At 71.6% G+C, this 24,880-nt stretch carries 18 protein-coding genes and 6 pseudogenes; 11 read left to right on the top strand and 13 right to left on the bottom strand.

Features of this window, described 5'->3' with window-relative positions:
- Positions 1-10: 10 nt before the first annotated feature.
- Complete coding sequence (gene paaK, locus AB0N14_RS08990) at positions 11-1,306, bottom strand: phenylacetate--CoA ligase PaaK (RefSeq protein ID WP_366025010.1); 1,296 nt, start codon at positions 1,304-1,306, stop codon at positions 11-13.
- 159 nt (positions 1,307-1,465) lie between these two features.
- Between paaK and AB0N14_RS08985 the strand changes: the two are divergent.
- A pseudogene (locus AB0N14_RS08985) lies at positions 1,466-1,639 on the top strand (alpha/beta hydrolase); the annotation flags it as partial.
- Between the two features lie 8 nt (positions 1,640-1,647).
- On the opposite strand, the pseudogene AB0N14_RS08980 reads toward AB0N14_RS08985, so the two are convergent.
- Positions 1,648-1,833 (bottom strand): annotated as a pseudogene (locus AB0N14_RS08980) (alpha/beta fold hydrolase); the annotation flags it as partial.
- A gap of 2 nt (positions 1,834-1,835) precedes the next feature.
- Here AB0N14_RS08980 and AB0N14_RS08975 point away from each other — a divergent pair.
- The 3 genes and pseudogenes from AB0N14_RS08975 to AB0N14_RS08965 all read left to right on the top strand — a co-directional run.
- Positions 1,836-1,928, top strand: a pseudogene (locus AB0N14_RS08975) (alpha/beta hydrolase); the annotation flags it as partial.
- A gap of 159 nt (positions 1,929-2,087) precedes the next feature.
- Complete coding sequence (locus AB0N14_RS08970) at positions 2,088-3,284, top strand: RNA-guided endonuclease TnpB family protein (RefSeq protein WP_366025009.1); 1,197 nt, start codon at positions 2,088-2,090, stop codon at positions 3,282-3,284.
- 35 nt (positions 3,285-3,319) lie between these two features.
- A pseudogene (locus AB0N14_RS08965) lies at positions 3,320-3,646 on the top strand (alpha/beta hydrolase); the annotation flags it as partial.
- Between the two features lie 27 nt (positions 3,647-3,673).
- Here the strand turns inward: AB0N14_RS08965 and AB0N14_RS08960 are convergent.
- The 7 genes from AB0N14_RS08960 to AB0N14_RS08930 all read right to left on the bottom strand — a co-directional run bounded on the left by AB0N14_RS08960 (position 3,674) and on the right by AB0N14_RS08930 (position 12,872).
- Complete coding sequence (locus tag AB0N14_RS08960; protein ID WP_366025008.1) at positions 3,674-4,267, bottom strand: ATP/GTP-binding protein; 594 nt, start codon at positions 4,265-4,267, stop codon at positions 3,674-3,676.
- Positions 4,248-4,622 (bottom strand): DUF742 domain-containing protein, encoded by a 375-nt coding sequence (locus AB0N14_RS08955; protein WP_366025007.1) that lies wholly within the window; start codon positions 4,620-4,622, stop codon positions 4,248-4,250. Before AB0N14_RS08955 ends, AB0N14_RS08960 begins: the two co-directional genes overlap by 20 nt.
- A complete protein-coding gene (locus AB0N14_RS08950) occupies positions 4,615-5,046 on the bottom strand; it encodes a roadblock/LC7 domain-containing protein (protein WP_366025006.1) in 432 nt (143 codons plus the stop codon). The genes AB0N14_RS08955 and AB0N14_RS08950 overlap by 8 nt, the downstream gene beginning before the upstream one ends.
- 14 nt (positions 5,047-5,060) lie before the next feature.
- A complete protein-coding gene (locus AB0N14_RS08945; RefSeq protein ID WP_366025005.1) occupies positions 5,061-7,871 on the bottom strand; it encodes a nitrate- and nitrite sensing domain-containing protein in 2,811 nt (936 codons plus the stop codon).
- A 241-nt stretch (positions 7,872-8,112) separates the two neighbouring features.
- The gene (locus AB0N14_RS08940; RefSeq protein WP_366025004.1) at positions 8,113-9,297 is read right to left on the bottom strand and encodes an FAD-dependent monooxygenase; all 1,185 of its coding nucleotides are present in this window, start codon (positions 9,295-9,297) and stop codon (positions 8,113-8,115) included.
- A gap of 66 nt (positions 9,298-9,363) precedes the next feature.
- Entirely contained in the window at positions 9,364-10,902 is a 1,539-nt protein-coding gene (locus AB0N14_RS08935; RefSeq protein ID WP_366025003.1) for an amino acid adenylation domain-containing protein, read from the bottom strand.
- On the bottom strand, positions 10,899-12,872 hold the full coding sequence (locus AB0N14_RS08930; protein ID WP_366025002.1) for a beta-ketoacyl synthase N-terminal-like domain-containing protein: 1,974 nt from the start codon (positions 12,870-12,872) through the stop codon (positions 10,899-10,901). Before AB0N14_RS08930 ends, AB0N14_RS08935 begins: the two co-directional genes overlap by 4 nt.
- A gap of 841 nt (positions 12,873-13,713) precedes the next feature.
- On the opposite strand from AB0N14_RS08930, the gene AB0N14_RS08925 reads away from it, so the two are divergent.
- Entirely contained in the window at positions 13,714-14,742 is a 1,029-nt protein-coding gene (locus AB0N14_RS08925) for a GAF domain-containing protein (RefSeq protein ID WP_366025001.1), read from the top strand.
- 214 nt (positions 14,743-14,956) lie between these two features.
- On the opposite strand, the pseudogene AB0N14_RS08920 reads toward AB0N14_RS08925, so the two are convergent.
- A pseudogene (locus tag AB0N14_RS08920) lies at positions 14,957-15,441 on the bottom strand (acyl-CoA synthetase); the annotation flags it as partial.
- Between AB0N14_RS08920 and AB0N14_RS08915 the strand changes: the two are divergent.
- The 5 genes and pseudogenes from AB0N14_RS08915 to AB0N14_RS08895 all read left to right on the top strand — a co-directional run.
- Positions 15,442-15,735, top strand: a pseudogene (locus AB0N14_RS08915) (thiolase domain-containing protein); the annotation flags it as partial.
- A gap of 83 nt (positions 15,736-15,818) precedes the next feature.
- Positions 15,819-16,061, top strand: a complete 243-nt coding sequence (locus tag AB0N14_RS08910) for a DUF397 domain-containing protein (protein ID WP_190176663.1) — start codon at positions 15,819-15,821, stop codon at positions 16,059-16,061.
- Positions 16,062-16,195: 134 nt separating this feature from the next.
- On the top strand, positions 16,196-17,104 hold the full coding sequence (locus AB0N14_RS08905) for a universal stress protein (RefSeq protein ID WP_366025000.1): 909 nt from the start codon (positions 16,196-16,198) through the stop codon (positions 17,102-17,104).
- A 63-nt stretch (positions 17,105-17,167) separates the two neighbouring features.
- A complete protein-coding gene (locus AB0N14_RS08900) occupies positions 17,168-17,572 on the top strand; it encodes a nuclear transport factor 2 family protein (protein ID WP_366024999.1) in 405 nt (134 codons plus the stop codon).
- 101 nt (positions 17,573-17,673) lie between these two features.
- Positions 17,674-18,171, top strand: coding sequence for a hypothetical protein (locus AB0N14_RS08895; RefSeq protein WP_103844891.1), 498 nt, complete (start codon positions 17,674-17,676; stop codon positions 18,169-18,171).
- Positions 18,172-18,229: 58 nt separating this feature from the next.
- Here AB0N14_RS08895 and AB0N14_RS08890 read toward each other — a convergent pair whose 3' ends face one another.
- Both AB0N14_RS08890 and AB0N14_RS08885 read right to left on the bottom strand, forming a co-directional pair.
- Positions 18,230-20,206: a peptidoglycan recognition family protein gene (locus tag AB0N14_RS08890; protein ID WP_366024998.1), complete on the bottom strand. Its 1,977-nt coding sequence runs from the start codon at positions 20,204-20,206 to the stop codon at positions 18,230-18,232.
- Between the two features lie 285 nt (positions 20,207-20,491).
- Positions 20,492-21,631, bottom strand: coding sequence for an aminoglycoside phosphotransferase family protein (locus tag AB0N14_RS08885; RefSeq protein ID WP_366024997.1), 1,140 nt, complete (start codon positions 21,629-21,631; stop codon positions 20,492-20,494).
- Positions 21,632-21,865: 234 nt separating this feature from the next.
- On the opposite strand from AB0N14_RS08885, the gene AB0N14_RS08880 reads away from it, so the two are divergent.
- The gene (locus tag AB0N14_RS08880; protein ID WP_366024996.1) at positions 21,866-23,365 is read left to right on the top strand and encodes a hypothetical protein; all 1,500 of its coding nucleotides are present in this window, start codon (positions 21,866-21,868) and stop codon (positions 23,363-23,365) included.
- 59 nt (positions 23,366-23,424) lie between these two features.
- Here AB0N14_RS08880 and AB0N14_RS08875 read toward each other — a convergent pair whose 3' ends face one another.
- Positions 23,425-24,822, bottom strand: a complete 1,398-nt coding sequence (locus tag AB0N14_RS08875; protein WP_366024995.1) for a SpoIIE family protein phosphatase — start codon at positions 24,820-24,822, stop codon at positions 23,425-23,427.
- Positions 24,823-24,880: the final 58 nt, after the last annotated feature.

The following is a 24,880-nucleotide window of genomic DNA, read 5'->3' as shown; positions in this document are numbered from 1 at the left end:
CAGACAGGCCCTAGCGGGGCCGCAGGTCCACGATCCGCCTGATCTTGCCCACGGACCGCTCCAGGGACTCCGGTTCGACGATCTCGACCCCCACCGAGACACCGATCCCGTCCTTCACGGCCGCCGCGATGGCGAGCGCCGCCGTCTCACGCTGCTCCGGGGTGGCGCCGGGCCGGGCCTCGGCCCGCACGGTCAGCGCGTCGAGCCGGCCCTCGCGGGTCAGCCGGAGCTGGAAGTGCGGGGCCACGCCCGGGGTGCGCAGCACGATCTCCTCGATCTGCGTGGGGAAGAGGTTGACCCCGCGCAGGATGACCATGTCGTCGCTGCGTCCGGTGATCTTCTCGATGCGCCGGAAGACCCGCGCCGTGCCGGGCAGCAGCCGGGTCAGGTCCCGCGTCCGGTACCGGATCACGGGCATGGCCTCCTTGGTGAGGGAGGTGAAGACCAGCTCGCCCTCCTCACCGTCCGGCAATACTTCGCCGGTGATGGGATCGACGATCTCCGGGTAGAAGTGGTCCTCCCACACGTGCAGGCCGTCCTTGGTCTCGACGCACTCCTGCGCCACACCCGGGCCGACGACCTCCGACAGGCCGTAGATGTCCACCGCGTCGATCGCGAACCGCTCCTCGATCTCGCGCCGCATCTCCTCGGTCCACGGCTCGGCTCCGAAGACGCCGACGCGCAGGGAAGTGGTGCGCGGATCGACGCCCTGGCGCTCGAACTCGTCCAGCAGGGTGAGCATGTACGAGGGGGTGACCATGATGACGCCGGGTTGGAGGTCCTGGATCAGCTGCACCTGGCGGGCCGTCATGCCACCGGAGGCGGGGATCACCGTACAGCCGAGGCGTTCGGCGCCGTAGTGCGCGCCGAGGCCGCCGGTGAACAGGCCGTAGCCGTACGCCACATGCACCGTGTCACCGGGCCGGCCGCCCGCCGCGCGGATGGACCGGGCCACCATGTCGGCCCACATCGACAGGTCGTTGTCGGTGTACCCGACGACCGTGGGCCGTCCGGTGGTGCCGCTGGAGGCGTGGATGCGGCGGATCCGCTCCCTGGGGACGGCGAACATGCCGTACGGGTACTGCTCTCGCAGGTCCGCCTTCACGGTGAACGGGAAACGGGCGAGATCCGCGAGCGTACGGCAGTCCTCCGGCCGCATCCCCGCCTTGTCGAAGGACTCACGGTAGAAGGGCACGTGCTCGTAGGCATGTCGCAGCGAGGCCCGCAGCCGCTCCAGCTGCAGGGCCCGCAGCGCCTGAGCGCCGAGCCGTTCCCCCGCGTCCAGCAGGCCCTGAGCGTCTGCCATGGGGACGCCTCCCTAGCAATCACAAGCAATCGTCACGAACCGGTCGACCGATCATTCGGTAGACGCCGAGGATCAGTAATCCAGCCCGCTCGGCCGGAGGCAAGAGCCCGACCGAAACTTTCTTGCGGCGAAGCCGCCCCCGCCGCGAAGATCAGGTGCATGCCGAGCTTTGACGCCTGCGACGGGACCCGACTCGCCTACCACCTGCGGGGAGAGGGGGAACCGCTCGTCGTGCTGCCCGGTGGACCGATGCGGGCCTCCGCCTACCTCGGGGATCTCGGCGGGCTCGACCACCGGCGGCAGCTGGTGCTGCTCGATCTGCGCGGATCCGGGCAGGCCTCGAGCCGGTCCTCGGCCGTGGCGGGCATCCCGAGCGCCCACGGTGTGACGGTGATCAGGGCGAGCCGGGCGACGCGCTCGGGGAACCGGGCCGCGTAGAGCAGGGCGAGGCTGCCGCCCGCCGAGTGCGCGAGGATGTCCATGCGTTCCAGGCCGAGGTGCTCGCGCAGCGCCTCCACATCGTCGACCGGCGAGGCTGCGCGAGGGCGAGTCCTGGTTCGAGGAAGCCTTCCCGGCGTTCGAGGCCTGGCTGAAGGGAGACGGCGAGTTCGACCCGGTCTTCATCTGAAACCTCCGAGGAAACCTCCGCGTTCAAGCGGAGGAAGGAATCGGACTCCTGCGGAGCAGGGCAGGGGGAAGCCGAATCGCCGCCACGGCGATTCGGCGTCGACCCCCGACAAACCGTCAGAAAGTCACAAGCTGATCTGATATCTTGTGAGGCATGGCCACTGGCGTGAAGCGGGCGTTCAAGTACCGCTTCTACCCGACAAATGCGCAGGCAGCGGAGCTGTCGCGCACGTTCGGGTGCGTGCGGAAGGTCTACAACCTCGCCCTCGCGGCGCGTACCGAGGCGTGGACGTTGCGGGCCGAGCGGATCACCTACAACGCCACCTCGGCGATGCTGACGGCGTGGAAGAAGACCGAGGAACTGGCGTACCTGGGCGACGTCTCCTCCGTCCCGCTCCAGCAGGCACTGCGCCACCTGCAGACGGCGTTCACCCACTTCTTCGCCAAGTGGGCCAAGTACCCGCGCTTCAAGTCGCGGAAGAAGTCCCGCAAATCCGCCGAGTACACCACCAGCGCGTTCCGCTTCCGTGACGGTGAGCTGACGCTGGCGAAGATGACCCAGCCGCTGGACATCGTGTGGTCGCGGCCACTGCCCGAAGGCGCGCAGCCTTCCACGGTGACGGTGTCCCAGGACGCGGCCGGACGCTGGTTCGTGTCCCTCCTCGTGGAAGATCCCGGCATCAGGGCGCTGCCCGCCACGGATACGGCGGTCGGCGTCGATGCCGGCCTGGACCATCTGCTGACTCTCTCGAGCGGGGAGAAGATCACCAATCCCCGGCATGAGCGCAAGGACCGGGCCCGGCTTGCCAAAGCCCAGCGGGAACTGTCTCGCAAAGCCAAGGGTGACGGCGCCAACCGGGCCAAGGCACGGCGGAAGGTCGCCCGTATCCACGCCCGCATCGCCGACCGCAGGCGTGACCATCTGCAGAAGCTCACCACTCGGCTCGTTCGTGAAAATCAAACGATCGTGATCGAGGACCTCACCGTTCGCAACCTGCTCAAGAACGGCAGGCTCGCCCGCGCCATCTCCGATGCGGCATGGAGCGAGTTCCGCAGCATGCTGGAGTACAAGGCCCAGTGGTGCGGCCGTGAAGTGATCGCCGTCGACCGCTGGTTTCCCTCCTCCAAGCTGTGCTCGGCCTGCGGAAGGCTGCAGGCCAGGATGCCACTGCACGTCCGTACCTGGACGTGCGACTGCGGCGTCACCCACGACCGCGACGGGAACGCCGCGAAGAACCTTCTGGCCGCCGGGCTGGCGGTGTCGGCCTGTGGAGCTGGTGTAAGACCTCAACGGAGCACTCCGGGCGGGCAGTCGGCGACGAAGCAGGAAACCCTACAGCGCGAGCCGTAGGAATCCCCCGCCTTCAGACGGGGGAGGAAGTCAAACCCTTCTTCTACGGCCGGTGGGACGCTGCGGCGCAGGAGCACGTCGCGGAACGGGCGGGGCAGGCCAACGACGCGGCGGCCGACTTCTTCCTCTCCGACGCGGCCTTCCACCCGCCCGCCACCCTGGCCGCGCTCGCCCGACTGACCGCGCCCGTCCTCGTGTACGCGGGCGAACTCGACGGCGGTCCCCGCCCCGAACTCGCCCGCCGTGTCACCGAGTTCTTCCCGCGCGCCGAGTTCACGGTCCAGCCGGGCGCCGGGCACTACCCGTGGCTGGACGACCCCGAGCACTTCGCCGCGCGGGTGGACGCCTTCTTCGCGGGCTGAGCGGGCCTGAGGGGGTGGCCTCGGCCGTCAGCCGCCCGTGGGGGTCAGACGGGCCGCCGCCCGGGCCCGGGCCGCCTCCAGGACCGCCAGCAGAACCGCCTTGCTGGAGCTGCGGTCCCGTACGTCGCACAGGAGTACCGGTGTCGACGCGTCCAGGGCCAGTGCCGCCCGCACCTGCTCGGCCGTGCAGTCCCGCCGCCCGTCGAAGCAGTTGACCCCCACCGCGAACGGGATCTCCCGCGCCTCGAAGAAGTCGATCGAGGCGAACGAGGCGTCCAGGCGGCGGGTGTCGGCGAGGACCACCGCCGCCAGCGCGCCCGTCGCCAGGTCGTCCCACATGAACCAGAACCGGTCCTGCCCGGGCGTGCCGAACAGGTACAGCACCAGCTCCGGCGCGATGGTGATCCGGCCGAAGTCCATGGCGACCGTCGTGGACGACTTGCCCTCCACCCCGGTCAGGTCGTCGACCCCGAGGCTCGCCTCGGTCATGCGTTCCTCGGTCTCCAGCGGGGGCACCTCGCTCACCGCGGCCACCATGGTGGTCTTGCCCACGCCGAAACCGCCCGCGATGAGGATCTTCAACGCGGTGGGCATGACCGGCTCAGAGCTGACGGATACCATCCATCACCCTTTCGATGATTTCCACACTCGGCTGGTCGTCCTGCCCGGGCGGCGACTGGACGATGATGAGCGAGGCGTTGAGCAGATCCCCGCACAGGATCTTCACCACACTCACCGGCAGGTCCAGATGCGCGGCGATCTCGGCGACCGCCACCGCGCGGTCCCGGCACAGCTCGAGGATCTGGACCGCCTCGGGCTCCAGGTACTCGTACTCGAACTCAGTCTCGGACCGCGAGACGACCAGCGTGATCAGTGTGAACGTGTGCTGACTGTGGCGGGTGCGCCCGCCCGTGATGGCGTACGGCCGTAAATGACGCCCGGCCTCCGCACCGTCGAGCCACCGCGGTTCACGCATCCTGAATAAGACCGCCGGACGGTGTCTGGACGCGAGGCGCGGCGCTCATGTACTGGCCGACCTGCTTGACGAGCGTGCCCATCTCGAAGGCCATCATCCCCACGTCCACTTCCTCCGAGGCGATCGCGGCCAGCCGGGCACCCTTGCCCGCGGCCGTGACGAACAGGAACGCCCTCTCCATCTGGATGACCGTCTGCTGGACCTCCCCGCCGTGGAAGTGGCGGGCGGCGCCCCGGGCCAGGCTGTGCATGCCCGAGCCCACCGCCGACAGGTGCTCGGCGTCGTCGCGGCGCAGGTCCTTCGACTTGCCGATGAGGAGGCCGTCCCCGGACAGCACGATGGCACAGCGGATCTCCGGGATCCGGTCCACCAGGCCGTCGAGGAGCCAGTCCAGCTGCGGCCCGGGATGTACCTGCTCAGTCATTGCTCAACGTTCCCTCACAGTCGATTGGCACCGGGGTCCTCCGAATCCTGCGGCCGGCCCTCCGCGCCGGCCGGCCCGTCCGGATCGGACATCCGGGCCCGCTTCAGCCCCTGCTGAATGGCGATCATCGCGCGCGCCGACGCTTCCGGGGAGACGACGCCGTTGTCCTCTTCGCCCTCGGGCCGGCCCTGGGTTTGTGCTGCCTCCCTGCGCAGCTGCTGCGCGAGGCTGGCTCCCCGGGTCCGCTGCGGCAGCACCGGGGGCGTTGTCAGCGGGCGCGCCGCATCGGGTGCGGACGCCTGCCCGGCGAACGCGGACCGCTGCCCGGCGGGCGCGGTGCGCCCCGCGCCGGGCTCACGTCCGGGCGGGGGCCCGGCTTGGGGCCGGTGCTGTCCCGGCGGGGGTCCGGTCTGCGGCCGTTGCTGCTCCGGCGGGGGTCCGGCCTGCGGCCGGGCGTACCCGGTCGACGGACCGGCGTACTCGGCGGACGGCCCGCTGAACTCGGCCGACGGACCGGCGTACTCGGCCGACGGCCCCCGGTACTCGGCGGACGGCCCCCGGTACTCGGCGGACGGCCCCGCGTACCCGGGCCCGGCCTCGGAGGTCGCCCCCCGTGGTGCCGGGGCCGTCTGCTGGGGCGTGGCCCACCGGTCCGGCTCGGAAGGGGGTACCGGGTGTTCCGACACGGGCGGCAACAGACCTGCACCTCCGTACTCGGGAAAGCCGCTGTTGTCCGCGATGCGGGAGTGCGTGAGCACGTCCGCTCCCACGACCGCCGACGCGGTCACGCTCCCGGTGGCTCCCACGGCCGCGCCCGCGAGCGCCCTGTCCTCGGCCCGGGGCTCGCTCTGAAGCACGTTGCCGGCCGCCGCGGCCGCCGACCTGAGCTGGTCGAGGACAGGCGACTGGAGATCCTCCAGCAGCTCCGAGGGCAGCAGGACGACGACGAGCGTGCCGCCGTAGACGGAGTCGCGCAGCTCCACCTTGATCTTGTGCCGCTCGGCGAGCCGGGCGACCACGAAGTGGCCCAGACGCGGGTCCTCGCCCAGGGACGTCATGTCCAGCTTGGGCGGATGGGCGAGCAGCTCGTTGGCGTACGCCATCTTGTCGGGCGGCATGCCGAGTCCGTGGTCCTCGACATGGATGGCCAGCCCCTTGGCCACCTTGGTGGCGCTCACGAACACCTGGGTGTCCGGCGGCGAGAAGCTCGTGCCGTTCTCGATCAGCTCGGCGAGCAGGTGCGTGACGTCCGCGACGGCCCGGCCCGCGAGGGCGACACGCCGCTCCGCGGGCAGGTTCTTCACCTTCACGCGCGTGTACAGTGCGGTCTCCGCGACCGCACTGCGCATCACGTCGGTGATGGAGACCGGCGCGGTCATGCGGCGGCTCGGCGGGGAACCGCTGAGGATCACCAGGTTCTCCGCGTGCCGTCGCACGCGGGTCGCGAGGTGGTCGACCTTGAAGATGTCCTTCAGCAGGTCGGAGTCCTCGTGCTTGCGCTCGAGGTCGTCGAGGAGCGAGATCAGACGGTGGATCAGGATCTGGGTGCGCCGGATGAGCTGTGCGAAGACCTTCTCGGTGCCCTCGCGGCCCCTCGACTGACGCATCGCGGTGTCCGCGGCGACCCGGCCCAGCCGGTCGATGGCCCCGGCCAGCCGTTCCAGTTCGTCGCCGGCCTGGCGATCCTGCGGGCCGAGGACGGCAGGGTCCACGTGCTCGCCGCGCTCGATACGGGCCAGCAACTGGGGGAGTGCTCGGGACAGTTCCTCGGTCCGCGCCTGGAGTTCGGACGCCCGGCCGAGCGTCGCGCGGCGGGCGCGCAGCGCGATCACCGCGCCGCCGGCCAGTGCTGCCAGGGTGGCGGCGGTGCCCAGGAGCATGCCCAGCAGCAGCTCGTCGGCCCGGTCCGAGGCGGCGTCCGCGAGCCCCCGCACGGAGTCCGCGCCCAGCGACTGCAGATCGCCCAGGACACCGCTCGCGGTGTCCGGCCATGTCGAGGCCTTCGAAGGCAGCGTCGTGCCCTGGGCGGACGCCACGGAGTCGCCGAGCGTGCCCAGCGTCGTCCACTGCGCGCCGTCGGTGATCTGCCCATAGCCGGCGGCCGCCCCGGCGGGCAGGTCACGGGCGGTCAGGCCCGCACTGAACTCCCGCTGGAGCGCCAGGTACTCCGCGAACTGGGCGCGGGTCGTCGCCGGTATGCGCCCGGAGGGCAGGACACCGGACAGCAGGGCGTCCTGGCGCGAGAGCATCTCCGTGATCTGCATCAGGGAGACCGTGGCGGTGCCGCCCCGCGCGAGGGACCCGTTGTCGCTGCGGACGGCGGCGGTCACCAGCGACACGCCCTGGGAGATGCTGTCGGTGAAGTACTGGAAGGCGTCGGTGGCGGACAGGGCGCGGGCGTCGATCGCCCGGCGGCGGTCGGACAGCGCGGCCAGCGCGTCGTCGAGCGACTTCGCCCGGCGTCGCAGCGTCGAGGTGTCCAGGCCCGAGGAGCCGCGGTAGGCGGTGAGGGCCGCGTCGGTCCGCTTCCGGGTGGCCTCGAGGTCGCTGCGCGCGACGCCGGTACGGCTCGCCTGCCAGACGGCGGTCAGACGGCGCTCGTTCTGCAGGGCGGAGAGCACTGCCTGGGCCGGCCGGGCGGCCGACGTGTCGTGGTCCGCGTCGGCCTGCGACTGGACGTGCTCGTCGACGAGACCGGCCGCCGTGTACCCCCACAGTCCGGTCAGGCAGACGGCGGGCACGACGAAGGGCAGGACGAACGAGAATCGGAGAGATCTGCGCGGGGCGGACCGATGACGTGTCCGCCGGTCGCGGGTGCCTGGCATCTGATTCCTCGTACGGCAGCGAAGCACTGGTTCGGTTGGGACGGTGCGAGTGCCGGATTGAGCCCGGCGCGGCGACTTGACCTCACCGTCATCGGAGTCGGCGATCAGGCTGAACCGTATCAGGATCATGGCGCAGCGTCAGCTTCCGCTTAGGGCAACTAACGGCTTTCATATGCGAGTTGCCAGGTGTGTTCACGGAATTCGCTGCTGTCGCCGTCCGGGTGGACGTGGGGGGGACATATCACAGCAGAGCGAGAAGTTTAGGGGTGTAGAGGGCGCCCGCCGTCTCGATTCCGGCCACCATGTCGAAATAGATCGCGGTCAATTCCGGATCCGTCTGCACGGCGCGCAGCAGGGACAGCCGCTGTTCGTGCGGTGTGAGTTGAGCCACCCCGAGAGTGGACTCGTAGCCCGGGGTGAGCACTTCGTCCCGCTCCTTGGCGAAATCCCGCAGAGCGGCGTCGAGTCCGGCCGGGTCGCCGTCGAGCCGGCCCTCCAGCCTGCGGGCCAGGGCATCGGCCTGGAGGAAGGCGTCGCTGATCCCGCGCGCGGTGATGGAGTCCTTGTGGTGCCCCGCGTCGCCCACCAGGACCCAGCCGGGCCCGGCGGCCTGCCGGAAGAAGTTCTGCTGGTCACCGGTGCCGCGCAGCCGCTCCAGGGGCTCCTTGCCCGCGAGCCGCTCGTACAGGCCGGGCGCGGTGGTGCGGATCTGTTCCAGGTAGGCCCGCCGGGCGTCGGTGCGGACCTCCTCGAAGCGGGACTGCGGGAAGTAGGCGAGGACCAGCGTCGCCGCGTCGTTGGTGGCCACGGCCGCCACCCAGCTGCCCGGCCTCTCGTACAGCTCCAGGGTGGCCGGGACGTCCGCCCAGTACGTGTAGTAGGCGCAGGTCAGCCGGGGATCCTCCACTGTGTACGGCGCCTGCGCGAGCCGGGCGACGGTGGAACGCATGCCGTCCGCGCCGATCACGAGGTGTGCGCGTTCGGTGAAGGAGTGTTCCCCGGATCTTCCTTCCACCCCCACGACCCGCCCGCTGAAGTCGCGCAGCAGTCCGGTCACCCGGCAGTGGTGGCGCACCTCGACGCCCGCCGCGGCCGCCGCCTCCACCAGGAGGGCGTCCAGGACGTGGCGCCGTGGCGCGAACCCCGCCCGCTGCCCTTCCACGCCCCGGGCGCAGCCTTCGAGGCGGATGTCGGCGACCTCGTAGACCACGCGGTCCAGGGGCGGGCACCCCGAGGCGCGTAGCGAGTCCAGCAGCCCCCAGCGGGCGAGCGTCGCCACCCCGGGCTGGTGGATGAGATGGGTGGAGAGGGTGTCCGTGCCGGAGGGCGCCTTGTCGAGCAGGAGCACCCGGTACCCCGCGCGGGCGAGCAGCATGGCGGTGGGCGCACCGGCGCAGCGGGCGCCTACCACGATGGCGTCGTACATGTGGGTTGCCTCACAACAGACGTCGGGGGAGGGGGCGTTGTGGTGCCGTGACCCGGACAGGTTCGTTCAGCGGGAGTGTCCGAGGTCGTCGAGCAGGGCCCGCCGGTCGATCTTGCCATTGGCGTTCAGCGGCAGTTGATCGAGGACGGCGATCCGGCGGGGCAGCATGTACGGCGGCAGCCGCTCGGCCAGGGCGGCGAACAGCCCGTCGGACGTGCAGCCGTCGCCGCTCACCGCGGCATGGAGCTCCGGCTCGCCGTCCGGCGCGGGCACCGCGAGGACGACCGCGTCCCGTACCCCCGGCTGCTGCCGCACCATGGCCTCGATCTCCCCGAGTTCGATCCGGTGCCCACGGATCTTCACCTGGTGGTCGGTGCGTCCGAGGTGGATCAGGTGCCCGTCGCGCATGGCGACCCGGTCCCCGGTGCGGTACCAGTGCCGGTCGGTGAGCGGCCCGGCGCCGCCGGGCCGTCCGTCCGGGTCCAGGAAGCGTCCGGCGTTGTTGGCCGGGTCGAGGTAGCCGGGGAACCGCAACGGCCCGCGCACACACAGCTCTCCGCTGTCCGCGGGCCGGCCGTCCTCGTCGACAAGCAGCAGGTCCAGGATCGGGTAGCCGGTGCCGATCGGAGCGGTGCCGTTCGGGGTGTCGGGCCACTTCGCCGGGTCGTCCGGGAACCGGTACGCCGTGCAGGAGATGGTGAGTTCGGTCGGCCCGTACAGCACCTCCAGACGGCTGCCGGGCGCGGCGGCCCGCCACTGACGGGCCGCGTCCAGGGTGAGCGGTTCGCCGCCGAAGACGCTCCACCGCAGGGTGGGCATGCTGCCGGGATGCAGGGTGCCGAGGCGGGAGGCGAAGGAGATCAGCGACGGAACCGAGAACCAGTGGGTGAGGCGCAGGGAGTTGACGGTCCTCACCGGGGACAGCAGCTGGCTGCGGCGCGGTACCACGAGGGTGCCGCCGCCCGCCCAGGCGACGAACAGATCGTGCACGGAGCCGTCGAAGGTCAGCTCGAAGGACTGCGAAAGCCGGCTGCCGGGTGCGATGTCGTACCGCGGCGCGACCTGGGCGAGATAGGTCGCGATGTTGCGGTGCGGGATCGGTACGCCCTTGGGGGTGCCGGTCGACCCGGACGTGAAGATGATGTACGCGACGTCGTCGGGTCCGGTTGCCGGATACGGCAGTTCGGGCGCGGGCCCCTCCGACAGGGCCGCCAGCTCGTCGGGCCCCACGGTGAGGTCGGGCACCCCCTGGTCGGTGCCCGCCCCGGCGGTGTCGGCCAGCACGACCTCCACCTCGGCGGCCTTCACGATCTCGGCCGTGCGGGCAGAGGGGTGCTCGGGGTTGAGGGGGACGACGGTCGCGCCGGCCCGCAGGATCGCGAGATACCCGGCGTACGCGGTCACCGAACGGCTCGCCAGCAGGCCCACGCTGCGCGGCGGGGTGCCGCCCGCCGCGAGGACCAGCCGGGCGGCCAGCCGCTCCGCCAGGTCGCGCAGGTGCGCATAGGTGAGCCGGACCTCGTCCACCTCCAGCGCGACGGCGTCCTCGCCGTAGGTGTCGGCGGAGCGGGCGAACCAGGCGTACGCGGTCTCCGGGTGGCTCATCGGGCGGCCGCCTCCAGTTCGCGCGTCCACCGGCGCAGCTCACCCACGGTGCGCAGTCTGCCGAACTCCTCGGGGTCGACTTCCTGGCTGGACCGCTTGGTCAGCTCGACGATGATCCGCAGCTTGGCCAGGGAGTCGATGCCGATGTCGGTGAGCGTGGACTTGTCGTCGAAGCCGGTGCGGGCATGCTCGCGCAGCACCCAGGACGCCAGGTCGCCACCGTCGTCGTCGTGCTCCTCGCCGGGCCAGTACCGCTTGGTCTGCCACGGGTACGTGGGCAGCGGGACGAAGCGGCCCGGGTCGCCGAACACCGCCCCCCAGTCCACGTCCTCGCCCCTCCGGTAGCGCTCGGTGACGGCCGACAGCGGTCTGCCGCCCAGCCCCGGGGAGCCGGTCAGGGCGGCCACCAGCTCCTCGTGGCTCGCCCCGACGACCGCGAGACGGTGCTCGTGATGCTGCCGACGGGTGGCCGCGCTGTAGCAGATGTCCCGCACGGAGTACGCGGCCCCCGCGCCGCCGGGGGCGAGGTGGACGGCGTACGACCGGGCGAGTGCCTCCAGGGCGGCGGAGCTGCGCGCGGAGAGCACCAGGACGTACGGCGTGGGGCGTGCGGCGCCTGCGGGCGCCGGGCCTCGCGCGGTGCGGGGTGCGACGGGGGCTTCGGCGGGGGCGGGGCTGCGGACCACCACGTGTGCGTTGAGAGCCGAGGAGCCCTGCCCGGAGACGCCGGCGACGGTGGGCCGCCCCGTCTCGGGAAGGTCGACGAGTCCGGTCGGCACCACCAGGGGCAGCTCGTCCCAGGCCACCTCGGGGTTGGGCGTCGACAGGTGCAGGCTGGCGGGCACCTGCCCGTGCTCCAGGCAGAGCACCGCCTTGATCAGCCCGGCCAGGCCGCCGGCGGCCTCCGCGTGCCCGACGTTCGTCTTGACCGAGCCGACGAGCAGTGGCCGGTCAGCCGGGCGCCCCTCGCCCAGGACCCGGCCCAGCGCGGTCAGTTCCAGGGGGTCGAACGCGGGCGAGCCGGAGCCGTGCGCCTCGACGTAGTCGACGTCGGCGGGATCGATCCCGGCGTCCTCGTACGCCCAGCGCAGCACGTCGATCTGGCCCTGGAGCGAGGGGTTGAGCACCGAGTCGCTGGTGCGGCCGTCGTTGCCGACGGCGCTGCCCTGGATGACGGCGCGGATGCGGTCGCCGTCGGCGACAGCGTCCGCAAGGCGCTTGAGGACGACGACCGCCACGGCGTCGCTCGGCGCGTGGCCGTCGGCGTTCGCGTCACCGAACTTGCTGCGCCCGTCGGCGGCCATGCCGCCGGCCTGTGTCATCACCAGGCCCTCGTCCGGGCGCAGTTTGAGGTTCACACCTGCGGCCAGGGCCAGAGGGGTCTCCCGGGAACGCAGGCTCTGCACGGCCTGGTGGACGGCGACCAGGGAGGAGGAACAAGCCGTGTCCACGACAACACTGGGCCCGCGGAAGTCGAAGGTGTGGGAGATCCGGGCGGGCAGCAGCGAGCGGAAGTTGTTCAACTGCGAGGCGGTGGCGCCGTCCGGGCCCTGGCGCAGGGCCAACTCCAGGTAGTCCGCCCGGGCGTTGCCCACGAACACCCCGGTCCGGCTGCCTGCCAGCAGGTCGGGCCGCTGCCCCGCGTCCTCCAGCGCCTCCCAGGCGGTCATCAGCAACAGCCGCTGCTGAGGGTCGAGTTCCACCGCCTCCGTGGCGGACATCCCGAAGAACTCGGCGTCGAAGTGGGCGATGCCGTCCACGTAGCCCGCGCGGCGGCTGGCTATGTGGCCCGGTCCGGGGGTGGGGGAGTGGAGGGCGTCCACGTCATAACGTTCCGGAGGGGTCTCACTGGTGGCGTCCGTACCGTCCCTCAGGAGGGCCCAGAGCTCGTCGGCTCCCGATGCGCCGGGAAGCCGGCAGGCCACGCCGATCACCGCCACCGCCCGGGCGTCCGCGTCCGACCTGTTCATGACGTTACTCCTTCGATGTTCGCCACTGTCCGTATTGGCGCAGTTGACCTTGCCGCACGGCCTTCTGGCCGCTCGCGCGGCATCACGGCATTACCGAGGGCGGCGCGGTGGACGCAACATGGCGTCCGACACGCCGCCCTACCGCCAGGCCCCCGTCTCCGGGCGGAGGGGACGGTCCGTTCAGGGGCCCGGTACGCCGTCGTACCGAGCTCGTCCGTCGGACAGGAGAGCTTCTCGAGCAGGTCGGCGCCCCCCGGGGCCTGTTGTGGGACAGGCCCTCGTCGGGGCGGGAGAGCGGGCCGTCAGAAGCGCCATGGATCTTGGCGGGAAACCGCGCACGGCGCCCTGGCCGAAACGGCGCTGTCGCTCTCTTTCATGACGGGCGGTCCGCAACTCGAACCGTACTTGCCCCACGCTGCCGTGCCCTCTCTCGCAGGTGCATCACACGAACCCATTACACACGGGCCGCACCAGCGGCGACATGTCCCGTCCGTCACAGCCCACGAGAATCCGAACCAAAGTTCGATCATCGCGTGGCAGTTCGGAGAGAATGTGCCGACGTCGAAAACCAGCCCGCCGCACGATTGTCGTACGCCGGATCGTTTCCGCTCGATGGACGCTCAAGGAATGGCGGGAAGTGATCGCCGTAGGTTGAAACCTGGAAATATTTGGACAGAATCCCGGTTTGGGCGCCTGTACATCCCCGCGCGGGCATGGTGGTCACGGAGGAGCTTCGATCAAGTCCCGTGGGCCCGCGCGGCGTTGTGCGTGAGTCAAGTGATACGGAAATCAGCGGGTGGGGCGATCCGCGGAAGCCGGGATTCTGCTTTCATCTGATCCCATGGATCCCCTCTCTCCTGACCAGGCCCGGCTCGCGGGTGAGCAACGGAAGCTACGACTGCAGGTTCTCGGCCTCAACACCGTCGAGGCGGAGGCCACGTTCGACCGTGTCGCGCGGCTGGCGGCCAGTTTCACCCAGTCACCTCTGGCCATGGTCAACTTCATCAACGACGAACGGCAGATGTTCCGCGGCATGTACGTGCCCACCGCGTCGCCCGACGACAAGGTGAACCCCGACGGCGGTGGAATCGCCTTCGACCTCAGCAACCTCTCCCGGGAGGCCCCCGGCGACTACGGCTTCTGCCCCCATGTGGTGGCCCAGGGGTCCCAACTGGCCCTGGACGACGTCTTCGACTACCCCCGCTTCAAAGGCAACCCCCTCGTCAACGACCTGGGCGTGCGCTCTTATCTCGGCACCCCGCTGCGCGACAACACGGGCATGATCCTGGGCACCGTGTGCGTCGCCGACTTCAAGCCCCGCGCCTGGGACCGCGGCCTGCGCGAGGGCATGCAGGAACTCAGCCAGACCCTGCTGTCCGACTTCAAACTGCGGGACAGCCTGCTGGCCCAGCAGCAGGAGCTGTTCGCCGTCTTCGACGGCGCACCCTTCCCCATCATGCTCACCGAGGGCCCCAACCACCTGCTGCGCTACGCCAACGGCAAGCAGGGCGCCGCCTTCGGGATGGTCCCGCAGTTCAGCCCCGGCCGGATGGTGCTGCCCGGCCTGGAGGCCATAGGCGTCTTCAACGCGATGGACGACGCCTTCCGCACCGGGCAACCCACCACGCTGTCCCAGGTCTCCCTCACCACGTACGACGATCCACGGCCGCAGGAGTTCACCTTCCTGTGCACACCGGTGCGTACGTCGCCCGGGGCGCCGATCAGCGGTGTCCTGGCGGTGGCCATGCAGAGCACCGGACAGAGCTACCCCGGCTCCGAGCAGCAGGCCTTCGCGGCCAACGTCCAGGAGCGCTTCGAGCGGCTCGGCGCGATGCCGGACCACCGGGAGAGCGCCGTCTACCGCACCTGACCACCCTCTGCGCCGATCGCCCAGGGCTCGGGTTCCTGAACTGCCCGAGCCCTGACGGCCGGGGCCTCGCGACAGCGTGTTCCGTGGAGAACGGTTCGGTCCGGCCCAACCGTTCCGGCGCCGCAGCGGAGACATGGCTGCGACGCACATGAGCTTCCGGAACACAGACCCGGCAAGGGGCCCGGTGAGAAGGAAGTAAGAGGCCCCGCCCCCGTCACCGGTGGCCGGAGCGGTCCGCCGCCACCGCCACCTCCCTGGCCCAGCGGTAGTCCGCCCTGCCGCTCGGCGAGCGCCGGATGACCTCCGTGACGACCAGCTGGCGCGGGATCTTGTAGCCCGCGAACCGTGTCCGGCAGTGGGCCTGGATGTCCTCCAGGGAGGGATGCGCCGCGCCCGGCGCATCTGCACCACCGCCGCCAGGTGGTTGCCCCACGTCGCGTCCGGGACCCCGGCCACCAGTGCGTCGTACACGTCCGGATGCGACTTGAGCGCCTGCTCGACCTCCTCCGGGTACACCTTCTCGCCGCCGGTGTTGATGCACTGCGAGCCACGCCCCAGGACGGTGACGACGCCCTCCTCGTCGACCGTCGCCATGTCGCCGAGCAGCACCCAGCGCTCGCCGTCCTTCTCGAAGAACGTCTCCGCCGTTTTTCCCGGGTCGTTGTAGTACCCGAGCGGTATGTGCCCGCACTGCGCGAGATGTGGCTGGAGAACCTCGGCTTCGCCGACGAGGGCGAGGGCTGGAAGCTCACCGAGGCCGGGGCGACCGAACTCGACGGAGACCTCCCCGTCAACATGTCGGGCGGGGTGCTGTCCACCAACCCCATCGGCGCCTCCGGGATGATCCGCTTCGCGGAGGCGGCGCTCCAGGTGCGCGGGCAGGCCGGGGAACACCAGGTGGACGGGGCCCGCCGGGTGCTCGGGCACGCCTCTGGCGGCGGGTCGCAGTTCTTCTCCATGTGGCTGGTCGGCGACCGGCCGCCGAGCTCCTGAACGCATCCCCCTAACGTGCCCTGTCGGCCGTGCGATGCGATCGCTAGGCTGGCCGCGGACGACGAACCGGGAGGAGCACGGACGTGGCCGAGAGCACCATCCAGCAGCACCCGCTGGCGGGCTGGGACAAGCCGGAGCTGGACCTCAGCAACGCCGAGTGGCAGTCCAGCAGCCGAGGGCTCGGGGATGTCCAGATCGCCTTCGTGGAGGGCTTCATCGCGATGCGCAACAGCGGCCGCCCCGAGAGTCCTTCCCTGATCTTCACTCCCGCGGAGTGGGGTGCCTTCGTGTCGGGGGCACGGGAGGGGGAGTTCGACCTCACCTGAGTCCTCACCCGCCGAGTCCTCGCCCGCTGCCGGATCTCCGCACACGCGGTCGGTGAACCCGCGCCGGGGCCGCCCTCTGCGTCAGGCTGAGCTCTGAGCTCCGAACACAGCCGCGTCCCGGAGGCGAGGATTCCATGAGCACCGAGCCGGTCATCGCGGCCGTCGACGGATCGGACGACAGCCTGCGCGCCCTGGACTGGGCACTGACCGCCGCACGGCTGCGCGCGGCACCGCTGCGCGTGGTCCATGTGCGGCAGTACGGGCCCTGGGCACAGCCCGACGCCCTGGTCGCCGGACCCCCGGCGCCGGCCGAGGACCCGGTGCTCGAGGAGGTCAGGGCGCGTCCGCACGACAGAACCGACCGTCCGGTCGCCGATTACCTGGCGGTGGACGGCTTCCCGGCCGCGGTCCTGCCGGAACTCGGAGCCGACGCCCAGCTGATGGTGCTCGGCTCACGGGGCCGCGGCGGCTTCGCCGCCCTGTTGCTCGGCTCCACGAGCCTGGCCGCCGCACGCGACAGCGCCTGCCCGGTGGTCGTGGTGCCGCGCCCGGGCCGCGAGGTGCACGAAGGGCCGCCCGTCGCGCCCGGTCGGCGTGTGGTCGTCGGTCTGCACGTCGACAGCCCCGCCGAGGCCACGCTCGCCTTCGCGTTCGCGGAGGCGGCCCGCCGCGAGGCCCGGCTGCACGTGATCGCCACCCACCCCTGGCCGCCGTTGGAGATCTGGCCGGCGCCCGGCGAACTCATGCCTCCGGCCGTCGACGAGGACGCCGTGGAGGACGAGATCCGGACCCTGGCCGCGGGCCTCCTGGGCCCCCACCACGCACAGCACCCGGACGTGCCGGCCGACCTCTCCACGCCCCCCGGCGACGCGGCGGGCCACCTCGTCGCGGCGTCGCGCGGCGCCGAACTGGTCGTGGTGGGACGCCACCGCCGCCGCCTCCTCGCCCCCGCCCGCATGCTCGGCTCGGTGACCCAGGCGGTCCTGCTGCACGCGGCGTGCCCCGTCGCGGTGATCCCACCCGACGTGGAGCCGGCCGGATGAACCGGGCGAACACGCCGCGACCGACCCCGCCCGATGGCATGATCACGTCGGAGGTGGAAGGCCATGGCACTGAACGCCGACGACCGGACGGCCGTCACCGAGCTGCTCTCCCTGCACGGGCACCTGTTCGACGCCGGTGAGCTGGACCGGCTCGACGAACTGTTCACCGACGACGTCGTCTACGACGTCACCGACTTCGGCCAGGAGCCGCTGGCCGGCATCGCCGCCATCCGCGAGGCCTCCCTCGCCCTCGGCGCGGCGAACCCGATCGCGCACCACATCACCAACGTCGTCCTCACCGAGATCACCCCCGGGCAGGTGCGCGCCCTGTCCAAGGGCCTCGGTGTCCACGCCGACGGCACCTGCGGAAGCGTGACCTACGACGACACGGTCGTACGCGGCCGGGACGGTTGGCGGATCAGCCGGCGCCGGGTGATCGCGCGACGCGTCCCGCTCGGCGGAGCGTGATCGGCTCAAGTGCGGCGCGCATGATCGACTAGGGCTCGGCGGAGCGTGATCGGCCTCGCCGGCGGGCGGGCCTTTCGCGGTCGGGCACGTACCATGGCGGCATGTCCTTCCTCCGCCGCCGCAGTGCCACCCCCGCCGGGCCCGACTTCGACGTACTGGCCATGGACCCGGGTGACTGGCCGGGCAATCTCGGTGCCGGTCTGCTGCCCGCGCCCGACGGCAGTTGCCAGGGCGTCTTCCTGCGCTACGACCTCTTCGGCGGCCGCGGCCCCGCGATGATCATCGGCAATCTGCCGGAGGGCTCCCCGGCCCGCGACGTCGCCGAGGGCGAGGTTCCCTTCGAGGTGGCCCAGCTCCTGCTCGCGCTGGAGAACGACGAGGAGGTCACCGTCGTCGGCAGCGAGGACATCCCGGTGATGCAGGGTGACAACCTCCTCATCGTGCGCCGCCTCAAGCTCTCCGAAGGCCGGATCTCCTGCGTCCAGTTCGACCGCAGCGACGGCGTCCTGGTGACCATCGCCGCCTGGGACCGCCCCATCACCGACGACCTGTACGCGCTGCTGAAGCCCCTGCCCGCGGAGCTGTTCCAGCAGGGCTGACACGCCCGAAGGCACCGGAGGGCCGGGACCACCCGTGGTCCCAGCCCTTCCTTTCGTGCTACGACGCCGACGGCACCACCCGCACGTCCGCCGCCCGGACGAACGCCACCCGGTGGCCGAACTGGACCTCGTAGTACAGGTCCTTTCCGGCCACCACCCGGTGCGAGTCGGTGGTGAAGGTGGTCGAGTAGTAGTACTCACCCGGCACCACGCCGCCGATCGCATACCGCTGGCCCGCCGGCAGCCGGTACGGCAGCGGCGAGACCGACTGCACGGGCACCCCCTCCGGGTACGCCTCCTTCTCGGGGTAGGCGCGGCCGTACACCGGGATGTCCGTGAGACCGTCCCTGGGCGTCACCACGAACCCGGACGCGTTCACCGCCGTGGGCTGCTTCTTGGGGTTCCTGAACCAGGCCTTCTGGCCCAGGTACCAGATCGCCGTCCAGTCCCCGTCCCGGTCCGCGACCGAGTACCGCTGGCCCGTGGAGGCCCTCGAGCCGACGTCGTTCACGTCGATCGTCGACTCGCCGCCCTTGGGGTACAGACCGATGTCCTTGATCAGCGGCGCGGAGTCGTCCGGCGCGCTGTACAGCCGGACCTCGCTGGAGCCGTGCGCCGCGCAGGGCCCGCCCGCGGTGGTGCAGCCCGAGTACAGCGGCTGGTTCGCCGCGTACTCCGGCAGGATCGTCACCAGCCCGCCCTTCGGCCCGGCAGTGGCGTGGAACGGCCTGCCCAGCAGCTCGAAGTAGTGCCGCCAGTCCCAGTACGGGCCCGGGTCCGTGTGCATCCCGGGGATGTACGACGACGTCGGGCCCGGAACGTTGTCGTGGCCGAGGATGTGCTGACGGTCCAGCGGGATGCCGTACTTCCGCGCGAGGTACCTGACCAGCCGCGCCGACGAGCGGTACATCGCCTCCGTGTACCAGGCGTCCGGCGAGGCGAGGAACCCCTCGTGCTCGATGCCGACCGACGCGGCGTTGACGTACCAGTTGCCCGCGTGCCAGGCCACGTCCTTCGCCTTCACGTGCTGGGCGATCAGTCCGTCCGTGGAGCGCACGGTGTAGTTCCACGACACATAGGTCGGGTCCTGGATCAGCTTGAGGACGCCGTCCCACTGGCCTTCCGTGTCGTGGATGACGATGTACCTGATGCGTTGCGAGCCCGGCCGGTGCCCCAGGTCGTGGTTGCCGTAGTCGTTGTCGCCGAACTGCGCGTACGGTGCCGGGATCCACTCGCAGGACACGCTCCTCGGGCACTCGGTCCCGTCCGCGTCGGCCGTGTGGAGCCCGGCGCGCCCCAGCTGTGCGGTGTCGGGCGCGAGGCCCGGCTCCGCGGCGAGGCGTACGCTCTCACCGGTGTCCGTGGTGCGCTGCTCGCCCTCGCGCAGCACCGCGAAGACGTCGTTCGCGTACGCGGCCGCCGTGGCGGTGTCGTCCGCGCCGGAGAACTCCGCCACCGCCCCGTACCAGTCGGCCGGGTCGGCGCTCAGCGGCTCGCCGAGGTGTTTCTGCGCGGCGGCGAGCAGGGCGGCCCCGCCCGCGATGTTCGCCGCCGGGTCGGTGCGCAGCCGCTCGGCCGGCAGGCCGGTCAGCATGGCGGCCCGGGTCAGCGTCTTCAGCCGGGCCGGCAGCTGCGCGTCGGCCGGCACCTGCGTGGTGGGCAGCAGCGCGGGACGGGCCTGGTCGCCGCGCGCGTCGTCCGCGCCATCGCCGTGGTGCGCCGCCTCGGTGGCGATCGCGGTGCGGGCGTCCGTCAGATGCATGGGGCCGTAACCGCCCGCGACGCTCGGCGCGCCGCCGTGTGTGTCCCAGCGGGACTGGAGGTAGGAGACGCCGAGCAGCACGGTCCGCGGTACGTGGTACTGGGCGGACGCGGCGGCGAACGCGCTCCGCAGGCCGGCAGGGGTGTCCTGCCCGGGGGCCGGAGCGGCGCCCAGCAGCGGCAGCAGCAGTGCCGCCGAGGCGACGGCGCCCGCGGTCCTGGAGGTGCGTCTGTGCCCGGCAGGGGCATGGGGGTCGGTGGTGGATCCTCGCAATGCAGCCTCCTGGGACGGTCGGGCGCTCTGGGGCGTGCGGGGCCGAACGTCCGTCAGTGGTACTCGGTGACCGACGATCCGTCAATCATGCCTGCGCTCAGGCGAATTCCCACGTCAGCAGCGGTTGCCGGAAGTTTCGCGACGGCGGTGACAGGGCCTGCGGGGCGTCACTGGCGTGGACCAATGAGCCGAACGGCGGGCCGCCGAAGGGTCCCTGGTCGGCCGGACACGACGCAGGTCCGCGGTGCGCCACTTTCGTGAGCGCTCCGCGGACCTGCGTCCCCGTCAGCGAGTGCCGACCGCCGCTCGTACGGCCCGCCGGGCCATCTGGCAGTCGTCGTGCAGCCGCCGCAGCAGCAGCCGCTGCTCCTCGCCGGACGGCGCAGCGCCCGGGTGGGCCACTCCCGGTGCCGCCGGGGTCGTGTCGTGCATCGAACGCTGCACGGCCGTCTCGTACGTGCGGATCTCGCGGGTCAGGACGAGCATCAGGTTCACCAGGAACGCGTCGCGCGACGCCGGTCCCGCAGATTGCGCGATCTGGCTGATCTGACGCCGCGCCACGGGGGTGTCGCCGAGGACGGCCCACAGCGTCGCCAGGTCGTACCCGGGCAGGTACCAGCCCGCGTGCTCCCAGTCCAGCAGCACCGGGCCCGCCGGCGAGAGCAGGACGTTCGACAGCAGCGCGTCGCCGTGGCAGAACTGGCCCATGCCCTGCCGGCCCGCCGCGTGGGCGATGCCGTGCAGCAGCTTCTGCAGATCGCCCATGTCCCGGTCCGTGAGCAGCCCCAGATCGTGGAAGCGCGAGATCCGCTCCGCGTAGTCCAGCGGGGCGCCGAAGGTGCCCGCCGGGGGACGCCACGCGTTCAGCCGGCAGATCGCGCCCAGGGCCGCCCGGATGTCCGCGCGCGGCGGCGCCTCCACCGGATGCCGCTGCAGCGCGGCCACCCGGCCGGGCATCCGCTCGATGACCAAGGTGCAGTTGTCAGGGTCCGCCGCGATCAGTCGAGGCGCCCGTACCGGAGGGCGGTGCCGGACGAACGACCGGTACGCCGCTATTTCGTGCCTGAAGCGCTCGGACCAGATGGGGGAGTGGTCCAGTAAACATTTGGCCACGGCCGTACTGCGCCCCGTCGTGCCGACGAGGAGCACGGAACGTCCGCTTCGGCGCAGTACCTGCACCGGGGTGAACTCCGGGCAGATGCGGTGCACCGAGGCGATCGCCGTGCGCAGTTGCGCGCCCTGGGGGCCGGACAGGTCGATTCTCCCGCTGAGCGGCTGGGTGCCGACGCCCGGGACGCGCCGCGTCCTGCCGGCACCGAGCATGGGGGCCGCCGGTCGCGCGGGCTCGAGATAGGGGCCGCCGGCGCCCGGGCGGGGGCGCAGCGGCCGGGGCGGGGCGGACACGGAGGACGATGCTGCGTACATAGGTGAGACAGATCCCTTCGTGTGCCTGCGAATTCCGCGCCCACCCGGCCCGGCCGCCGCCGGCGCACCCTGGGGAATGTCCCTGCGGCGACCGGGTCGGGGTGGCGCGTTCCTACCTGACACCCGATGGGCCGTGGCACACCATCTGGCGCACCCTGGCGAACCCTGGCGAATAGTCCCGCTGCAACTGACAGCGGGCTACTGTCAACTCAGCCGAGAACCTGGGGGCTTGATGTGAGCGCACAACCCAACACCCGCCTCGCGGACCTGTTCGGCCTGGCCGGCTGGTCCAAGGGTGAACTCGCGAGGATGGTCAACCGGAAGGCGGCGGCCATGGGCCACCCCCAACTGGCGACCGACACCTCGCGGGTGCGGCGTTGGATCGACATGGGAGAGATCCCGCGCGATCCCGTGCCTCCGGTGCTGGCGGCGCTGTTCACCGAGCGACTCGGCCGTGTCGTGACCATCGAGGACCTCGGTCTGGTCCGGCACGGGCGCGCGGGGAGACGGTGTGACGAAGGGAGTGCGAAGCACCCCGACGGAGTGCCATGGGCGCCCGAGCGGACGGCTGCGGTCCTCACCGAATTCACGGGAATGGACCTCATGCTCAACCGACGCGGCTTGGTGGGCGCGGGTGCCGCGCTCGCCGCAGGATCCGCACTCAGCAGCGCCATGCACGACTGGCTGCGCACCGATCCGGCCCTGGCGGCCGACGCCCCCCGCTACGACGACCCCCTGCACGCCGACCCCGCCGGGTTCGACCGTTACGAGGCCGCCCCCATCGGGTCGCAGGAGGTCGAGGAGCTGGAGCGCTCGGTGGAGGTGTTCCGGGCCTGGGACGCGGCCCGCGGTGGCGGCCTGCAGCGCAAGGCCGTCGTGGGACAGCTCAACGAGGTGGGAGGCATGCTCGCCTACCGCCACCCCGACCATCTGCAGCGCCGCCTGTGGGGCGTCGCCGCCAACCTCGCCGTCCTCGCGGGCTGGATGTCGCACGACATCGGCCTGGAGCCCACGGCACAGAAGTACTTCGTCATCGCCGCGCACGCGGCCCGCGAGGGCGGTGACCGGCCCCGCGCCGGGGAGGCGCTCTCCCGCGCCGCCCGGCAGATGGTGCACCTCGGCCGTCCCGACGACGCCCTGGACCTGATGCAGCTCGCCAGGTCGGGCTCCGGCGACGAGGTGCTGCCGCGCACCAAGGCCATGCTCTGCACCATCGAGGCCTGGGCGCAGGCGTCGATGGGCAAGGGACAGGCCATGCGGCGCACCCTCGGCGAGGCGGAGGACCTGTTCGTCTCCGACAAGGGGGACGTGGCCCCGCCGAGCTGGATGCAGATGTTCGACGAGGCGGACCTGCACGGCATGCAGGCCCTGGCCTACCGCACCCTCGCCGAATACGAGCCCGGCGCGGCCCTCATCGCCCAGCGCCACGCCAAGGAGGCGCTGGAGCTGCGCGGAGCCGGCCGGGACCGGTCGAAGATCTTCGACCACATCTCCATGGCCTCGGCCTGCTTCATCGCCGACGACCCCGAACAGGCCGACCGCTACGCCCGCCTGGCCCTGACGTCCATGGGGGCGAACTCCTCCCAGCGCACCTGGGACCGGCTGCGTGAGATGTACCGGCTCACCGCGCAGTACTCGAGCTATCCGAAGATCCAGGATCTGCGTGAGGAGATCGAACAGGCGCTCCCGAAGGGTGTGTCCAAGCCGAGGGGTGGCAACTGGGCGCAGGCATAAGGGCCTGTACGTCCGTGCCGACAACAGGGCGGAGCCGTCCTGCCCCGTCTCCCTGACCGTCAGGAGACCACCCTGGCGACGAGCACGCACGCATCGTCCTCGCGCCCGCTCTCACCGAACTCCTCCACGACAGTCCGTACGCAGTCCTGGGCCGTGCGGTCTGCGCGGAGGCGCGGAGCCAGGTCGAGCAGCCTCTGCACGGCCTCCGTGCCGGTGTGCCGCGGGACCAGCCCGTGGGTGTGCAGGAGCAGCAGGTCGCCTTCCCGGAGGGTCTCCTCGGCCTGCCCGTAGGCGGCTTGGGGCCTCGCCCCGAGCAGGACGCCCTCGGGTCCGGCCAGCACGCGCCCCGTCCCGTCGCGGAACAGCAGCGGGGCGGGGTGCCCGGCCTGCGCCCAGCTCAGGGTGCGCGTGGCGGGCCGATAGCGGCAGCACAGCGCGCTGCCCAGGGCCGGCTGGTCGGAGGCGTCCAGGAGCTGGTTGAGCCAGCTCAGGAGCCGGCCGGGCGCGGTGCCGGCCATGGCCATGCCCCGGAGGGCACCGATCAGGGTCGCCATGCCGGAGGCCACGGTCATGCCGTGTCCGGTGAGGTCGCCGGCGCCGAGCAGCGTGTCCCCGTCGGGCAGGTCGAACGCGTCGTACCAGTGGCCGCCGATCGGTGTGCTCGCGGACGCGGGAAGATGGCGGGCGGCCAGGTCCAGGGCGCCGGTGCCCTGTCGCGGGAGCCGTAGCGAGCCGCGCCGTTGCGGCAGCACGGCCTTCTGGAGCTCGGCCGCGAGCCGATGTTCGGTCCGGGCCCGGTGGCGCTGCATCGCGTCGCCGGTCTCGCGCACCGTCCGTTGGCTGCGGCGCAGTTCGCTCACGTCCCGCAGCACGGCCCACATCGAGGCGGTGCTGCCGTCGGCGTCGAGCACCGGCTCGCCCATCATGTGCACCGTGCGGACCTCGCCGTCGGGGCGACGGATCCGGAACTCCCCGTCGATGGGCTTGCCGTCGACCAGGCAGTCCGTCACCATCGCCGTCAGCAGCGGCCGGTCCTCGTCGTGCACCAGCGAGGGCAGTTCGTCGAGAGTGAGGGCGGGGGAGGAGGGTTCGCGGCCGAGGATCTGGTACAGCTCGCCCGACCAACTCGCCTCGTCGGACAGCAGGTTCCACTCCGCGCTGCCGACCCGGCTGAGCAGGGAGCCGCCGGGCGGCGCTGGAGGTCCGGCGGGCACGGGTGGGGGGCCGTCGCGCAACTGCGCCAAGTGAGTGTCGAGGTCGCTGAGTTGGTGCAGTGCGAGGTCGCACAGCGCACGCTGCCACCGGCCCTCGGGGTCCGTGCCGTCCTCGGGCGCCTCGCGCCGTACGGCGTCCACCTCGTCGCGCAGCCGCCGGGTCTGCGAGATGAGCGCGTCGACCGAGTCGCGGCCGGGCGGCGGGGGGGCGGGGGGGCGGTCCGCGGAGAGATGGGGTGGCATGACGCACTCCGATGCGGGGACGGTTCGACCAGGTCCGGCGGAAGGACCGTTACGACTG

Origin of the sequence: Streptomyces sp. NPDC051104 (assembly GCF_040682835.1) — a bacterium.
Lineage (GTDB): Bacteria > Actinomycetota > Actinomycetes > Streptomycetales > Streptomycetaceae > Streptomyces > Streptomyces cynarae.
The sequence above is the reverse complement of the archived record's forward strand: the minus strand, read 5'-3'. Positions and strand labels throughout refer to the sequence as shown.

What these genes read in the sequence shown, in the direction of transcription:
- AB0N14_RS08940 (WP_366025004.1), bottom strand. Translation starts at nt 9,297, where the DNA reads ATGTACGACGCCATCGTGGTAGGCGCCCGCTGCGCCGGTGCGCCCACC.
- AB0N14_RS08955 (WP_366025007.1), bottom strand. Translation starts at nt 4,622, where the DNA reads ATGCGTGAACCGCGGTGGCTCGACGGTGCGGAGGCCGGGCGTCATTTA.
- AB0N14_RS08935 (WP_366025003.1), bottom strand. Translation starts at nt 10,902, where the DNA reads ATGAGCCACCCGGAGACCGCGTACGCCTGGTTCGCCCGCTCCGCCGAC.
- AB0N14_RS08930 (WP_366025002.1), bottom strand. Translation starts at nt 12,872, where the DNA reads ATGAACAGGTCGGACGCGGACGCCCGGGCGGTGGCGGTGATCGGCGTG.
- AB0N14_RS08905 (WP_366025000.1), top strand. Translation starts at nt 16,196, where the DNA reads ATGAGCACCGAGCCGGTCATCGCGGCCGTCGACGGATCGGACGACAGC.
- AB0N14_RS08875 (WP_366024995.1), bottom strand. Translation starts at nt 24,822, where the DNA reads ATGCCACCCCATCTCTCCGCGGACCGCCCCCCCGCCCCCCCGCCGCCC.
- AB0N14_RS08945 (WP_366025005.1), bottom strand. Translation starts at nt 7,871, where the DNA reads ATGCCAGGCACCCGCGACCGGCGGACACGTCATCGGTCCGCCCCGCGC.
- AB0N14_RS08900 (WP_366024999.1), top strand. Translation starts at nt 17,168, where the DNA reads ATGGCACTGAACGCCGACGACCGGACGGCCGTCACCGAGCTGCTCTCC.
- AB0N14_RS08885 (WP_366024997.1), bottom strand. Translation starts at nt 21,631, where the DNA reads ATGTACGCAGCATCGTCCTCCGTGTCCGCCCCGCCCCGGCCGCTGCGC.
- AB0N14_RS08970 (WP_366025009.1), top strand. Translation starts at nt 2,088, where the DNA reads ATGGCCACTGGCGTGAAGCGGGCGTTCAAGTACCGCTTCTACCCGACA.
- AB0N14_RS08960 (WP_366025008.1), bottom strand. Translation starts at nt 4,267, where the DNA reads ATGGTATCCGTCAGCTCTGAGCCGGTCATGCCCACCGCGTTGAAGATC.
- AB0N14_RS08925 (WP_366025001.1), top strand. Translation starts at nt 13,714, where the DNA reads ATGGATCCCCTCTCTCCTGACCAGGCCCGGCTCGCGGGTGAGCAACGG.
- AB0N14_RS08950 (WP_366025006.1), bottom strand. Translation starts at nt 5,046, where the DNA reads ATGACTGAGCAGGTACATCCCGGGCCGCAGCTGGACTGGCTCCTCGAC.
- AB0N14_RS08895 (WP_103844891.1), top strand. Translation starts at nt 17,674, where the DNA reads ATGTCCTTCCTCCGCCGCCGCAGTGCCACCCCCGCCGGGCCCGACTTC.
- paaK (WP_366025010.1), bottom strand. Translation starts at nt 1,306, where the DNA reads ATGGCAGACGCTCAGGGCCTGCTGGACGCGGGGGAACGGCTCGGCGCT.